Source organism: Rhizobium lentis (genome assembly GCF_017352135.1).
GTDB lineage: Bacteria > Pseudomonadota > Alphaproteobacteria > Rhizobiales > Rhizobiaceae > Rhizobium > Rhizobium lentis.
Window position 1 is genome coordinate 1133757 of record NZ_CP071454.1, and the last position, 12346, is coordinate 1146102.

The following is a 12346-nucleotide window of genomic DNA, read 5'->3' on the forward strand; positions in this document are numbered from 1 at the left end:
ATTTCAATCCTCAAACCGTGGCGCTTTTTCGTCAAGCAAGGCGTTGATCTCGGCGACGACGGACGGCGCTCGGGCGGGCTCGCCGAAGACCGCCAGCCGCAGCGCCACGAACTCCGCTCCGGTCTCGGCGACGGCAAGCGCCGAGGCCGGATCGGTGCCGCCCATGACGATGCAGGGAATCTCGATCATCGAGGCCCACCATTCGCCGAGCGCAAGGTTCTTCGGATGCGCCTCCGGCTTGATGTCGCCATCGAGCTTGCCGAAGAAGATATAGTCCGGCCTCACTTCGCCGATCTCCAGCGCCGTATGCCGGTCGGCCGCATTGCCGCCGCCGACGATCAGCTTCGGCGCGTGTTTGTCGATCGCCTCCGACAGCGCCGCGGCATTGCCGGAAAGGTGCAGGCCATCGGCCTTTGCCCGTCCCGCCACGCGGCTGTCGCCTGATATCAGCGCGGCCGCCCCCGCATCCTGGATGACCGGCACCAGCTTCTCGGCATGTCTCTGGAAGGCACCGTCTTCGAGCCCGTACTGCGGCACGATCACCGAGGCGACGTCGCCGCCCTTCAGCGCGTCGGCAACGATCTTCGCCTGTTCATCGGCGTCGGCGATATCGGGTGCGATGAGCACCAGGCGGCAGCGGTTTTCCGGTTCGGTCATCAGCTCTTTCCGTTTCCTGCGAATTCCCTTCTCGAAAGGACGCATCCGCACTCGTTTTGTGTGAGTAGTTCCGTTAGAGGAGGCTTGCAAGAGGAGGACGTCGAAAGCATGCCGCAGGACTTGTCATTCTATTATGCCGCCGTGCCCGCCGTGCTGCTGGTCGGCCTTGCAAAGGGCGGCATGGGCGACGCTTTGTCGCTGATCGGCCTGCCCTTTCTCGCGCTGGTCGTTTCGCCGGTCGAGGCGGCGGCAATCCTGCTGCCGATCCTGGTCTTCATGGATATGATCTCGCTCGTCATCTGGCGCGGACATGGCGACTGGGCAACGCTGAAGATCATGCTGCCGGGCGCAATCCTGGGCATCGCGCTCGGCTGGGCGACCTCGGCGCTCGTTCCGGGCGACATGCTGCGCGTGGTCATCGGCGCCGTCACCATCCTCTTCTGCCTGCGCTATTTCTGGAACAATTTCGGCCCCGGCGCCGGAAAAATAACGCCGCCGCGCGGCCAGCGACCGGTGGCCGCCAGTTTCTGGGGCACATTTTCCGGATATGGCAGCTTCGTGGCCCATGCCGGCGGCGCGCCGTTTCAGATCTATGCCCTGCCGCTCAAACTGGAGCCGCGCGACTATACCGGCACCAGCGTGCGCTTCTTCGCGATTCTCAACGCCATCAAGCTCATTCCCTATTTTGCGCTCGGTCAGCTCGACACGCAAAACCTTGTGACCTCCGCCACACTCCTGCCCTTCGCGCCACTCGCCACCCTTGCCGGCGCCTGGTGCGTGCGCCGCATGAAGCCGCAGATTTTCTATCCTTTCATGTATGCGATGGCGCTGATCGCGGCAATTCTGATCATGCGCGAGGGCCTTGGATGGTAAGGGCAGCAGTACGCTGCAGCGCACAATTTCCTTGCTGCCACGCCCGGATTGACGTAGCGTTCCTGCCATGTCGAACACGGACCCTTTCTCTGCGATTGCCGATCCGAACCGGCGCTTTCTGCTGGAGGAATTGCGCCGCGCGCCGCGGACGGTCAACGAGCTTGCCGAGGGACTGCCGATCAGCCGTCCCGCCGTCTCGCAACACCTGAAAGCGCTGCTCGACAGCAACCTCGTCTCCGTAACCTCGGAAGGGACGAAACGCATCTATGCGGTCAATAACCGCGGGTTCGACACGCTCAATCTGTGGCTGGATCAGTTCTGGGCCTGATCGACCGGCTCATGAAACCACGGCGCGATAGCGAATCGGGCGAATGCGCTTTGCAGGGAGGATGCAAACGCGCCAGCCGCAATGCCGCAAGCATCGGACTGGCGCAATTCTGGTGTGATCACCGGTTCTTGCAAATTTTAGGCGGAATGGATGGATTTACCTCTTGCGCAAGATGATCGCCCGGCGACCCTTGGGAAGATCTAATGGACGGATGACTTGAGACGCTGAATCTCGTCCTTGATGCGCAGCTTACGGCGCTTGCATTCGGCAATTTCTGTATCGGAGATAGAGGGAGCTGTTCTAAGTGCGTGCAGCTCCTCCTCGAGAGCGACATGCTTTTTCTGGAGTGATTCAAGATGAGCTTCAACTGTCATTTGACCCTTCCTTCCTCTTACCCTCCCCGGCCATCATCGTCGGGGATCAAGGTGTCAACCCGCGGACTGTGACATATTTTTGAAGGCTTGTCGAAGGCCAAAAGATGAAGATGAGATGGCAAATTCATGATCAAGACTAACTAGCCGTTACCCGTATTTGGTGATAGGAGCTTGCGGAAATCATCGGCAGATCGGACAAGATCCGAGGACGATAACGGGGAATGCATATGGCCGATCAGGAACAGGCGGAAATCAGGCTCATGGTGGCGCGTCTGCGCCAGGAGCACGAGGATTTCGACGCCGCGATCAATGCCATGATCGAGACCGGATGCGACGCTCTGCGAATCCAGCGCATGAAGAAGAAGAAGCTCGTCATCAAGGACAGGCTCTCGAAACTGGAAGATCAGATCGTCCCTGACATCATCGCCTGAGAGGAATGGCCTAGAGATGACAGACAGACCGCCCGTCGCCATTATCATGGGCAGCCAATCGGATTGGGAGACCATGAAGAATGCGGCCGACACGCTGGAAGCCCTTGAAATCCCTTACGATGCGCGGATCATCTCGGCGCACCGCACGCCCGAACGGATGGTGAATTTCGCCAAGGGCGCGCGCGCCGAGGGCTTCAAGGTCATCATTGCCGGCGCCGGCGGCGCTGCGCATCTGCCTGGAATGACGGCATCGCTGACGCCGCTGCCGGTCTTCGGTGTACCGGTCCAGTCGAAAATCATGTCCGGCCAGGACAGCCTTCTTTCCATCGTGCAGATGCCGGCCGGCATTCCGGTTGGAACGCTCGCCATAGGCAAGGCGGGTGCGGTCAACGCCGCCCTTCTCGCCGCCGCCGTGCTTGCCCTTTCCGATGACGAGATCGCCGACCGGCTCGACGAATGGCGCGAGCGCCAGAGTACCGCCGTTGCCGAATACCCGATGGACGACCTATGACGGCAGGAACGATCGGCATCATCGGCGGCGGCCAGCTCGGCCGCATGCTGGCCATTGCCGCCGCCAGATTGAATTTCCGCACTGTGATCCTCGAGCCGCAGCCGGACTGCCCGGCCGCCCAGCTCGCCAACCGCCAGATCGTTGCCGCCTATGACGATCCGGCCGCCTTGGCCGAACTTGCAGCCGCCTGCGAGGTCGTGACCTACGAATTCGAGAATGTGCCCGTCGCCGCCGCCGAAACCCTTTCGGCAAGCATCCCCGTCTATCCGCCGCCGAGGGCGCTGGAGGCCGCTCAGGACCGGCTCGTTGAGAAACGCTTCCTCAACAGTTGCGGCATAACCACCGCCGGCTTTCATGCAGTCGACAGCCAGGCCGATATCGAAGCCGCCCTTGAGGACTTCGGCGGTCAGGGCGTATTGAAAACCCGCCGTCTCGGCTATGACGGCAAGGGGCAGAAGGTGTTCCGCTCGGCGGCGGACAATCCCGATGGCGCCTATGCCGCGCTTGGCTCCGTGCCCCTCATCCTCGAAAGCTTCGTCGCCTTCGAGCGCGAGATCTCGATCATCGCCGCCCGCGCCGCGGACGGCACGGTCATCTGCTTTGATCCCGCCGAAAATGTCCACCGGAACGGCATCCTCCACACCTCGACCGTTCCGGCCGCAATCTCGGCGACGACAGCGGAGGCCGCGCGTCAATCGGCGGCAAAGATCCTCGCCGCACTAAACTATGTCGGCGTCATCGGCATCGAATTCTTCGCGCTTGCCGACGGGCGCCTGATCGCCAACGAGATGGCCCCGCGCGTCCACAATTCCGGCCACTGGACGGAGGCCGCCTGCGTCGTCAGCCAGTTCGAACAGCATATACGCGCCGTTGCCGGCCTGCCGCTCGGCAATGGCGAGCGGCACTCCGACTGCGTGCTGCAAAACCTGATCGGCGACGATATCCTTGCCGTTCCCGACTGGCTGCGGCGTCCCGATACGCTGGTCCATCTGTATGGCAAGACCGAGTGGCGCCCGGGTCGCAAGATGGGCCATGTCACCACCTTGGTGCCAAAATCCCCGATTTCCGGCTGAGAAAACACCCCTGCGCCTTGGGAAAAACACCGTCACGTGGTTGACACGGCGGAGGTGACGGGGTATCTGCTCCCCCACCTAAAGAGCGCGCCCGATGGCGCGCTTTTGATTGTTAAAGATACGGGCGAATGTGAATTCCCCCATAGAGATCGCGGATCAGAAAAATGAAGATCAAGAATTCGCTCAAGTCGCTCAAGGCTCGTCACCGTGACAACCGTCTGGTTCGTCGCAAGGGCCGCATCTACATCATCAACAAGCTGAACCCGCGCTACAAGGCTCGTCAGGGCTGATTTCGCGCACCCGGACCGTCGCGCCATACAGGTTGCGCTGACGGATATCCGGTGGGTCGCTGCGGTGATCACATCTAATTTGTTTGATCTTCGGCGCTGGCGGGCTAATATGTCCGCCATGCGCTTTTTTGCTTTGACGTCGGCGATGCTGCCGCTCGCCTTCATGTTCTTCATCTCCCCGCTTCCGGCCGCCGCGGCGGAAAAGGATGTCATCGTGGAGCAGAGGCATGCCAACAGTTCAACGAAGCAGCGTCTCGACCAGCTCTTCAGCCAGCTGAAGCGCGAGCGCGATCCAGACAAAGCCAGCAGCATCGCCAACGAAATTCGTATGGAATGGAACGATTCCGGCAGCGCGACGGTCAATCTGCTGATGCAATGGGCCGACAAGGCGATCGAGGAAAAGCGCAATCCCGCCGCTCTCGATTTCCTCGACGAGGCAATTGCCCTGAAGCCCGATTATGCCGAGAGCTGGAATCGCCGTGCCACGCTGAATTTCGTCATGGGCAATTACCGCAAGTCGATGTCCGACATCGAGCATGTGCTGGATATCGAGCCGCGCCATTTCGGCGCGCTCTCCGGCATGGCCGCGATCCTCAGCAATTCCGGCAACGATCAATTGACGCTGAAGGCCTGGGAACGGTTCCTCGATATCTATCCCGCCGAACGCACCGCGCAGGAACAGGTCAATATGCTTGCGGAAAAACTCGCCGGCAATCGCACCTGAGTGGCCCAGCGCTTGACCTCCGGCCGGACCGCGCAATTTCAGAAGTGTCGGGCGAAATGATGTAACGCGTCCTCCGCCTCCATAAGAACCGCAATAACCGTTGCCTTTACGACCATGCTTGCAGAAGTTTCCGCCCTTCTCGCCCCGCTCGCCGCCGCCATCGGTTATTCCTCTTACAAGGCGCGGCAATTCGAACAGACCTTTCCGAATATTGGCGAGCTGACGGATGTCGGCGGCTACCGCATGAATGCGGTCCACGTCCCACGTCCCGAGAATGCCGATCTGCCGGCGCTCATCTTCATCCACGGCGCCAGCGGCAATCTGCTCGATCGGGTCGTCGCCTTTCGCGCCCCGCTCGAAGGCCGGGCGGAGATGCTCTTCGTCGATCGTCCCGGCCACGGTTATTCCGAGCGCGGCGGCCCCGATAACGCCATCCCCTCCGGCCAGGCCGATTCGATCGCCAAACTGATGGAAAAGCGCGGCGTCGAAAAAGCGATCATCGTCGGCCACTCCTTCGGCGGCGCGATTGCAGCCGCCTTCGGCGTGCGCCACCCGGAAAAGACCGCCGGTCTGCTCTTTCTCGCGCCCGCCACCCATCCCTGGCCGGGTGGCATCGACTGGTATTACCATGTCGCTGCGACCCCGGTCGTCGGCTGGCTCTTCAACCACGCGATCGTCGTACCGCTGGGGCTCAGCCGGCTGGAGCGCGGCACGCTGAACGTCTTCCGCCCTAATCCGCGCCCGTCCGATTACATCCAGAAAACCGGCCCGACACTGGTGCTGAGGCCACGCACCTTCCACCACAATGCCAAGGATTTCAAAAGACTGCTTGCCTATCTGAAGGAGCAGTCGCCGCTCTATTCGAAGATCACCGCGCCGACCGTCATCATCACGGGGGACAAGGACGAAATTGTCTGGGAACACCTGCATTCGCGTGGCCTCGCCCGCGATATTGCCGGCTCCGAGCTCGTCACCGTCCGCGGCGTCGGTCACAAGCCCGATTATCTCGCGACCGATGTCGCCATCGCCGCGATGGAAAAGATCGCCGGCAAGTCGCGCGACTTGCTGGCAGCCGCCCGCCGGGCCGAAGAAAGGCTCGCCGCCTCGCGCGATCAGGCGGCCGCCGCGCCGTCGCTGATACCGGGCGCTCTACGCGCCTGACCGCTCCGGTTTCGCCACGGGAAGCTCGGCCGGGCTCTCGTGTAAAGCCGATCCCTTCTCATTGCCTCGGGCTGCCGCAGCCCCATATGTCTTTCCGTTGTTGTCCATAGGAGGGGAAATCATGGGCCGCCTGCATATCGGGACGATCTCCGTCATCGCGGCGCTGTCGCTCAGTCTGACCAGGGCTTTGGCCGCTTCGCCGGCGCCAGTCGAAGCAGAACATGGCATGGTCGTCACCGCCCAGCATCTAGCGACCGATGTCGGCGTCGAGGTGCTGAAGAGCGGCGGCAATGCCGTCGATGCGGCGGTCGCAGTCGGTTATGCGCTGGCAGTCGTCTATCCCTCGGCCGGCAATCTCGGCGGCGGCGGCTTCATGACCATCCGCCTGAAAGACGGTACCAAGACCTTCTTCGATTTCCGCGAGCGCGCGCCGCTCGCCGCGACGAAGACCATGTATCTCGATGCCAAGGGCGATATGGTGCCGCGAGCCAGCCTCGACGGTTATCTTGCCGTCGGTGTCCCCGGCTCCGTGATGGGCCTGGAGACCGCTCGCGAGAAATACGGCACCCGGCCGCGCGAGGATCTGATCGCGCCGGCGCTCCGCTTTGCCAGGGAGGGCTTCACGCTGGAACAGGGGGACGCGGCAATTCTCGCGGCGAGCGCCAAGCGCCTCGCCAAGGATGAGACAGCGGCCAAGATCTTCCTGAAACCGGATGGCAAGCCCTACGTATCGGGCGAAAAACTGCAGCAGCCCGATCTCGCCGTCGTCCTGGCAGCCATTTCCGAAAAAGGCCCGAACGCCTTCTATAGGGCCGCCCCCGCCGAGGCGATCGTGAAGGCGAGCCAGGCCCAGGGCGGTATCCTCGCAAAGGAGGACTTCGAGCAGTATTCCGTGCGCGAACTGCAACCGATCGAGTGCAACTACCGCGGCTACGACATCATCTCCTCGCCGCCGCCCTCCTCCGGCGGCGTCATCATCTGCGAAATCCTCAATGTTCTCGAGAAATACCCGCTTTCCTATCTCGGCTACGCCTCGGCCGAAACGGTCCACGTCATGGTCGAAGCGATGCGTTACGCCTATGTCGACCGCAATGCGGCGCTCGGCGATCCCGACTTCGTCGAGAACCCCGTGGGAAAACTGCTGGACAAGAGCTATGCCAAGGAGATCGCAGCCAAGATCGATCCCTACAAGGCCGGCACTTCGGCGAATCTGAAGCCGCTCGGCGGCAAGGAAAGCACCGAGACGACCCATTATTCGATCATCGATAATGAGGGCAACGCGGTTGCCGTCACCTATACGCTGAACGGCTCCTTCGGCGCAGCGGTCGTGGCACCCGGCACCGGCGTCCTTCTCAATAACGAGATGGACGACTTCACGTCCAAGCCGGGCGTGCCGAACCTCTATGGCCTCGTGCAGGGCGAGGCGAACGCCATCGCGCCGAAGAAGACGCCGCTCTCCTCGATGAGCCCGACGATCGTCACCCGCGACGGCGAACCCTTCATGGTGATCGGCAGCCCCGGCGGCTCACGCATCATCACCATCACACTGGAGGCGATTTTGAATGTCGTCGATTTCGGCATGGATATCAGCCAGGCGGTCAATGCCCCGCGTTTCCATCACCAATGGCAGCCCGACAAGGTCTTTCTTGAGCCCTATGCGCTTTCGCCGGATACGAAAAAGGCCCTTGCGGCGATGGGCTATAGCTTCGACGGCGGCAATGATGCGCCGCTTTGGGGCCAGGCCGCCGGCATTCTGGTTGGCGGCAAAAGCCTTGCCGCCATCGAGAAGGGCGGCGGCGCCCGCTACAACGGCGCTATGGACGCCCGCGCAGTGGAAGGCTCGGCGGGCGGCTATTGACGGTCGTCGGGCCCCGCCCACAACCGCAACGCTCATTCATGTCACGGTGACAAAGTCGCCGTTCACAAATCGTTTGCCTCATCCTATGCATGAGCGAATTCCGCAAGCAGGACGATTCCCGAATGGCCAGCATTGAAATGATTGTTGCCGCCCGCGCCCGACTACGCGGTCATATCAGACGGACGCCGCTTCTCTCCTCGCCTTTCCTGAACGAGATCGCCGGCCGGCGCCTGTTCGTGAAAGCGGAATGTTTGCAGCATTCGGGTTCGTTCAAATTTCGCGGCGGCTGGTCTGCCGTCTCCGGCCTCGACCCGGCCGTGCGTGCACGCGGCGTCATCGCCTTCTCGTCGGGCAATCATGCGCAGGGTGTCGCCCTTGCCGCCAAGCTGCACGGCGTGCCCTCCGTCATCATCATGCCGAGCGACGCGCCGAAGCTGAAGATTGACAATACCCGCGCCTTCGACGCTGAAGTGGTGCTCTACGATCGCGCCAACGAGGATCGCGACGAGATCGGCGCCAGACTCTCGGCCGAACGCGGCCTGACGCTGATCAAGCCATTCGACGAGCCGCTTGTCATCGCCGGCCAAGGCACGACCGGTCTTGAAATTTCCGAACAGGCCGAAGACGAAGGCGTCAAATCAGCCGAAGTCCTCGTTCCCTGCGGCGGCGGTGGCCTAACCTCCGGCATCGCTCTTGCTCTCGAGGCCAGCGCCCCAAGCTTTCGTGTTCGTCCCTGCGAACCCGAGAATTTCGACGATACCACCCGCTCACTCGCCTCCGGCAGGATCGAGCGCAACGCATCGATATCGGGGTCGATCTGCGACGCGATCCTCACGCCGCAGCCGGGCACCATCACCTTCCCGATCTTGGAGCGCCTCGCCGGCGCCGGCATCGTCGTCACCGAAGAAGAGGTGCTGCGCGCCATGGCGCTCGCCTTCGCCAGGCTGAAGATCGTGGTCGAGCCCGGCGGTGCCGTAGCACTCGCCGCCGCGCTCTTTCACGGCGGCGCGCTGGAAAGTGACAATGTGATTGCCGTCACCTCGGGCGGCAATGTCGATGCTCATATCTTCGCCAAGGCTCTCGAACGCTTCGGCTAAGATATGCCGGCGGCTTGATCAGGGCGCCTTGTATCGTTGCGCCGGCGCGGCACGGGACAGGTTCGGCATCAATGCCTGACGCGCCTGTTCGTAGGCAGCCAGCAGGCCGGCATCCTCGAGTGCGGGGATCGTCGCGAACTCGCCCTGATTAAGGCCCGAAAGCGAGGCGTCGACCATATCTTCCGCCGACATCACGATCTCATTGGGCAGGTGCTCGACGGGCGTGCCGGCGATGCCCCAGAATTCGGTCGCGGTGGCGCCGGGCAGCACGGCCTGGATACGGATGTTCTTCTCCGCCAGCTCATGTTTCAGCGACTGGCTGAAGGCAAGCACGAAGGCTTTCGTGCCGCCATAGACGCCGTTCAGCAGTTCCGGCGCGATTGCGACGATCGAAGCGATGTTAATGATCGTGCCGCCGCCGCGCGAGACGAAACCGGGAACGGCGGCATAGGTTAGCCGCATCAGCGCTGTCACATTGAGTTCGATCATTTCCTGCATTTTGTTTACATCGGCAGAAAGCAGCGGCGCCGTTCCCCCAAAGCCGGCATTGTTGACGAGAAGAGTGATGCTCCGGTCTTGCTTCAGCACGCCCTCGACGCGCGCTAAGTCCACCTTGCTGCCCAGATCGGCGACGAGGGTCTCCACAGTCCTGCCGGTTTCATCAGTCAACCGGCTTGCCAGCGACTTCAGCCGCTCCCCATTGCGGGCGACGATGATCAGATCGTAACCCTGCTGCGCCAGCCGATGCGCATAAATCGCGCCGATGCCCGAGGATGCGCCGGTAACGAGCGCCGTACCCTTATGTTCCTGTGACATGCTCCGTCTCCTTTGTTGCACTGGCCCTTGCCCCGCGCTTGAAGAGAACGATACGTCGAATTGCCAAAGTCCTGAATGTCATATACACCACCTTTTAGGACACAGGAGGTTCAGCCATGCAGCATGTCGCTTTCCTGCTCTATCCCGGCTTTCAGATCATGAGCCTGGCCGCTGTCTCGGTCTTCGAGTTCACCAATCTCGAACTCGGCCGGAAGGCTTATGACATCACCTACATCTCCGAAGCGGGCGGAACATTGCGCACCTCGCTCGGTATGTCGGTCGAGACCGAGCCTTTCGGCGATCCGGTCTTCGACACGCTGGTCGTCGTCGGCGCACCTGACCTCATCTTGCCGAAACCTGGCGAAAGCGCCTTCATTCGCGCCGCACTAGGTGCCTCCCGCCGCGTCGCTTCGATCTGCACCGGCGCCTTCTTCCTCGCCGAAGCCGGTATTCTCGACGGTCGCCGCGCGACGACGCATTGGTGCCTCGCCCGCGAGATGAAGGCGCGTTATCCGAAGATCAGGGTGGAAGAGGATCGCATCTTCATCATCGACGGTTCGGTCTGGACATCCGCCGGCATGACCGCCGGGATCGACCTTGCACTGGCGATGGTTGAGAAGGACCACGGCATCGAAGTCGCCCGCGCCATTGCGCGAATGCTCGTCGTCTATCACCGCCGCGCCGGCGGTCAGTCGCAATTTTCCGCGCTGCTGGAACTCGAGCCGAAATCGGACCGCATTCAGAAGGCGCTGGACTTTGCCCGCAGCAATCTGAAATCTCAGCTTTCGGTGGAAGAACTGGCGGAAGCCGCTCATCTCAGCCCCCGCCAGTTCAGCCGCGCCTTCCGCGCCGAAACGGGCCAGTCGCCGGCCAAGGCCGTCGAGAACTTGAGGCTCGAAGCCGCCAGGCTGATGATGGAGCAAAGCCGCCATCCGATCGACGTGGTTGCCGACGAAACTGGCTTTGCCGATCGCGAACGCATGCGCCGCGCCTTTTTGCGCGCCTTCGGTCAGCCGCCGCAGGCGATCCGCCGCAACGCCCAGTTGGAACGGCAGATGTGAGTACCCAGTCGGCGACCACCGGGTGCCCCTTCTCGCTACGACAGGTGAAGCGCCCGGCGCATCGCGGCATCGACCGGCGAATAGACGCCGTCCTGCTGTTCGAGCCGAAGAGGCTCAGAACGTGCAAGGCCGCCGGGCTGCGCCATGAAGCGCCTTTCCCACGGGGTCAATGAGATATCAGGCCATCACTCGCTGGCAGGGCGCCCCGCACCGACTGTTGCACGAGCTCGGCAAGCCGGGCCGCGGCCGGTTGCAGTTCGGCCTCGGCCCGATGCAGGACGAGCCCGAGCTTCGGCAAACCAGGCAGGCCGACGGCCTCCGGCTGAAGCGTCCGGACCTTTGCCGGTAAGCCGACCGGGGTACGGATGGTAAAACCGAGGCCCGCCGCCGTCGCGGCCCAGAGGCCGCCGAGACTGGGGCTGACAAAGGCGAGCCGCCAGGAAATGCCAGCCTCGTCAAGCGCCCGGGTCGCCGCATTGCGCAACAGGCACGGCGCCTCCAGCGAGGCAAGCGGCATTGGCTCGCCACTCGCAGCATGCCAGACTGGCTGCCCTTCTGCAGGCCCGATCCAACACATCGGCACCTCGCCGATCGCCTCACAATGTGCCGTCAACGTCCCGTCGCTCCAGGCCAGCGCCAGGTCGAGCTTGCCTGAGGTGACCCGATCGAGCAGTTCGGCATTGCGCACCACTCGAGCCTCGATGCGTACCTTTGGATGGGCGCGAGCGAAACGGCCGAGCACCTCGGGCAACAGGGTCTCGCCGAAATCCTCCTGCAGGCCGAGCCGCACCCAGCCTTCCAGCTCGACGCTGTGCACGGCCGCCGCCGCCTCATCGTTGAGCTCCAGCAGCCGTCTGGCGTAACCGAGCATCGTTTCGCCGGCATCGGTCAGCGCCAGTCCGCGGCCCGCCTTGCGGAAGATCGGCGTGCCCGCCTGCTCCTCCAGCTTCTTCAACTGTGCGCTAACGGCCGACGTCGACCGCCCGAGCCTTTCCGCCGCCTTGGCGAAATTGCCGAGTTCGATACCTGTCGAAAAGGTGCGAAGCACATCGAGATCAAAAATCGTCCGTCGCATCATACAGTCCTGATTTT

At 62.5% G+C, this 12346-nt stretch carries 16 protein-coding genes; 11 read left to right on the plus strand and 5 right to left on the minus strand.

Annotated features, from left to right (window positions below; translation table 11 throughout):
* Positions 1 to 3 precede the first annotated feature (3 nt).
* The gene (locus tag J0663_RS05500; RefSeq protein ID WP_207243447.1) at positions 4 to 657 is read right to left on the minus strand and encodes a thiamine phosphate synthase; all 654 of its coding nucleotides are present in this window, start codon (positions 655 to 657) and stop codon (positions 4 to 6) included.
* Positions 658 to 765: 108 nt separating this feature from the next.
* Here J0663_RS05500 and J0663_RS05505 point away from each other — a divergent pair, with 108 nt between their 5' ends.
* The gene (locus J0663_RS05505) at positions 766 to 1530 is read left to right on the plus strand and encodes a sulfite exporter TauE/SafE family protein (protein ID WP_207243448.1); all 765 of its coding nucleotides are present in this window, start codon (positions 766 to 768) and stop codon (positions 1528 to 1530) included.
* Positions 1531 to 1597: 67 nt separating this feature from the next.
* Entirely contained in the window at positions 1598 to 1858 is a 261-nt protein-coding gene (locus J0663_RS05510) for an ArsR/SmtB family transcription factor (RefSeq protein ID WP_017962043.1), read from the plus strand.
* A gap of 200 nt (positions 1859 to 2058) precedes the next feature.
* Here the strand turns inward: J0663_RS05510 and J0663_RS05515 are convergent, their stop codons facing one another.
* Positions 2059 to 2232, minus strand: coding sequence for a YdcH family protein (locus J0663_RS05515; RefSeq protein WP_008533139.1), 174 nt, complete (start codon positions 2230 to 2232; stop codon positions 2059 to 2061).
* 227 nt (positions 2233 to 2459) lie between these two features.
* On the opposite strand from J0663_RS05515, the gene J0663_RS05520 reads away from it, so the two are divergent.
* The 8 genes from J0663_RS05520 to J0663_RS05555 all read left to right on the plus strand — a co-directional run bounded on the left by J0663_RS05520 (position 2460) and on the right by J0663_RS05555 (position 9377).
* Positions 2460 to 2663, plus strand: a complete 204-nt coding sequence (locus J0663_RS05520) for a YdcH family protein (RefSeq protein ID WP_207243450.1) — start codon at positions 2460 to 2462, stop codon at positions 2661 to 2663.
* Positions 2664 to 2679: 16 nt separating this feature from the next.
* The gene (gene purE, locus J0663_RS05525; protein WP_207243452.1) at positions 2680 to 3174 is read left to right on the plus strand and encodes a 5-(carboxyamino)imidazole ribonucleotide mutase; all 495 of its coding nucleotides are present in this window, start codon (positions 2680 to 2682) and stop codon (positions 3172 to 3174) included.
* The gene (locus tag J0663_RS05530; protein WP_207243453.1) at positions 3171 to 4247 is read left to right on the plus strand and encodes a 5-(carboxyamino)imidazole ribonucleotide synthase; all 1077 of its coding nucleotides are present in this window, start codon (positions 3171 to 3173) and stop codon (positions 4245 to 4247) included. Before purE ends, J0663_RS05530 begins: the two co-directional genes overlap by 4 nt.
* 164 nt (positions 4248 to 4411) lie before the next feature.
* Positions 4412 to 4537: a type B 50S ribosomal protein L36 gene (gene ykgO, locus J0663_RS05535; protein WP_003582204.1), complete on the plus strand. Its 126-nt coding sequence runs from the start codon at positions 4412 to 4414 to the stop codon at positions 4535 to 4537.
* 109 nt (positions 4538 to 4646) lie between these two features.
* Positions 4647 to 5261 (plus strand): tetratricopeptide repeat protein, encoded by a 615-nt coding sequence (locus tag J0663_RS05540; RefSeq protein WP_207243455.1) that lies wholly within the window; start codon positions 4647 to 4649, stop codon positions 5259 to 5261.
* Between the two features lie 114 nt (positions 5262 to 5375).
* Positions 5376 to 6422, plus strand: coding sequence for an alpha/beta fold hydrolase (locus J0663_RS05545; protein ID WP_207243456.1), 1047 nt, complete (start codon positions 5376 to 5378; stop codon positions 6420 to 6422).
* Between the two features lie 121 nt (positions 6423 to 6543).
* Positions 6544 to 8280 (plus strand): gamma-glutamyltransferase, encoded by a 1737-nt coding sequence (ggt, locus tag J0663_RS05550; protein WP_207243458.1) that lies wholly within the window; start codon positions 6544 to 6546, stop codon positions 8278 to 8280.
* 122 nt (positions 8281 to 8402) lie between these two features.
* Entirely contained in the window at positions 8403 to 9377 is a 975-nt protein-coding gene (locus J0663_RS05555) for a threonine ammonia-lyase (protein ID WP_207243459.1), read from the plus strand.
* 18 nt (positions 9378 to 9395) lie between these two features.
* Here the strand turns inward: J0663_RS05555 and J0663_RS05560 are convergent, their stop codons facing one another.
* Positions 9396 to 10193: an SDR family NAD(P)-dependent oxidoreductase gene (locus J0663_RS05560; RefSeq protein WP_207243461.1), complete on the minus strand. Its 798-nt coding sequence runs from the start codon at positions 10191 to 10193 to the stop codon at positions 9396 to 9398.
* A 116-nt stretch (positions 10194 to 10309) separates the two neighbouring features.
* Here J0663_RS05560 and J0663_RS05565 point away from each other — a divergent pair, with 116 nt between their 5' ends.
* A complete protein-coding gene (locus J0663_RS05565) occupies positions 10310 to 11254 on the plus strand; it encodes a GlxA family transcriptional regulator (RefSeq protein ID WP_207243463.1) in 945 nt (314 codons plus the stop codon).
* A gap of 35 nt (positions 11255 to 11289) precedes the next feature.
* On the opposite strand, the gene J0663_RS05570 is transcribed toward J0663_RS05565, so the two are convergent.
* Both J0663_RS05570 and J0663_RS05575 read right to left on the minus strand, forming a co-directional pair.
* Complete coding sequence (locus J0663_RS05570; RefSeq protein ID WP_375337121.1) at positions 11290 to 11424, minus strand: hypothetical protein; 135 nt, start codon at positions 11422 to 11424, stop codon at positions 11290 to 11292.
* Positions 11421 to 12329, minus strand: coding sequence for a LysR substrate-binding domain-containing protein (locus tag J0663_RS05575; RefSeq protein WP_207243465.1), 909 nt, complete (start codon positions 12327 to 12329; stop codon positions 11421 to 11423). Before J0663_RS05575 ends, J0663_RS05570 begins: the two co-directional genes overlap by 4 nt.
* Between the last annotated feature and the right edge of the window lie 17 nt (positions 12330 to 12346).

What these genes read in the sequence shown, in the direction of transcription:
- J0663_RS05500 (WP_207243447.1), bottom strand. Translation starts at nt 657, where the DNA reads ATGACCGAACCGGAAAACCGCTGCCGCCTGGTGCTCATCGCACCCGAT.
- J0663_RS05505 (WP_207243448.1), top strand. Translation starts at nt 766, where the DNA reads ATGCCGCAGGACTTGTCATTCTATTATGCCGCCGTGCCCGCCGTGCTG.
- J0663_RS05510 (WP_017962043.1), top strand. Translation starts at nt 1,598, where the DNA reads ATGTCGAACACGGACCCTTTCTCTGCGATTGCCGATCCGAACCGGCGC.
- J0663_RS05515 (WP_008533139.1), bottom strand. Translation starts at nt 2,232, where the DNA reads ATGACAGTTGAAGCTCATCTTGAATCACTCCAGAAAAAGCATGTCGCT.
- J0663_RS05520 (WP_207243450.1), top strand. Translation starts at nt 2,460, where the DNA reads ATGGCCGATCAGGAACAGGCGGAAATCAGGCTCATGGTGGCGCGTCTG.
- purE (WP_207243452.1), top strand. Translation starts at nt 2,680, where the DNA reads ATGACAGACAGACCGCCCGTCGCCATTATCATGGGCAGCCAATCGGAT.
- J0663_RS05530 (WP_207243453.1), top strand. Translation starts at nt 3,171, where the DNA reads ATGACGGCAGGAACGATCGGCATCATCGGCGGCGGCCAGCTCGGCCGC.
- ykgO (WP_003582204.1), top strand. Translation starts at nt 4,412, where the DNA reads ATGAAGATCAAGAATTCGCTCAAGTCGCTCAAGGCTCGTCACCGTGAC.
- J0663_RS05540 (WP_207243455.1), top strand. Translation starts at nt 4,647, where the DNA reads ATGTCCGCCATGCGCTTTTTTGCTTTGACGTCGGCGATGCTGCCGCTC.
- J0663_RS05545 (WP_207243456.1), top strand. Translation starts at nt 5,376, where the DNA reads ATGCTTGCAGAAGTTTCCGCCCTTCTCGCCCCGCTCGCCGCCGCCATC.
- ggt (WP_207243458.1), top strand. Translation starts at nt 6,544, where the DNA reads ATGGGCCGCCTGCATATCGGGACGATCTCCGTCATCGCGGCGCTGTCG.
- J0663_RS05555 (WP_207243459.1), top strand. Translation starts at nt 8,403, where the DNA reads ATGGCCAGCATTGAAATGATTGTTGCCGCCCGCGCCCGACTACGCGGT.
- J0663_RS05560 (WP_207243461.1), bottom strand. Translation starts at nt 10,193, where the DNA reads ATGTCACAGGAACATAAGGGTACGGCGCTCGTTACCGGCGCATCCTCG.
- J0663_RS05565 (WP_207243463.1), top strand. Translation starts at nt 10,310, where the DNA reads ATGCAGCATGTCGCTTTCCTGCTCTATCCCGGCTTTCAGATCATGAGC.
- J0663_RS05575 (WP_207243465.1), bottom strand. Translation starts at nt 12,329, where the DNA reads ATGCGACGGACGATTTTTGATCTCGATGTGCTTCGCACCTTTTCGACA.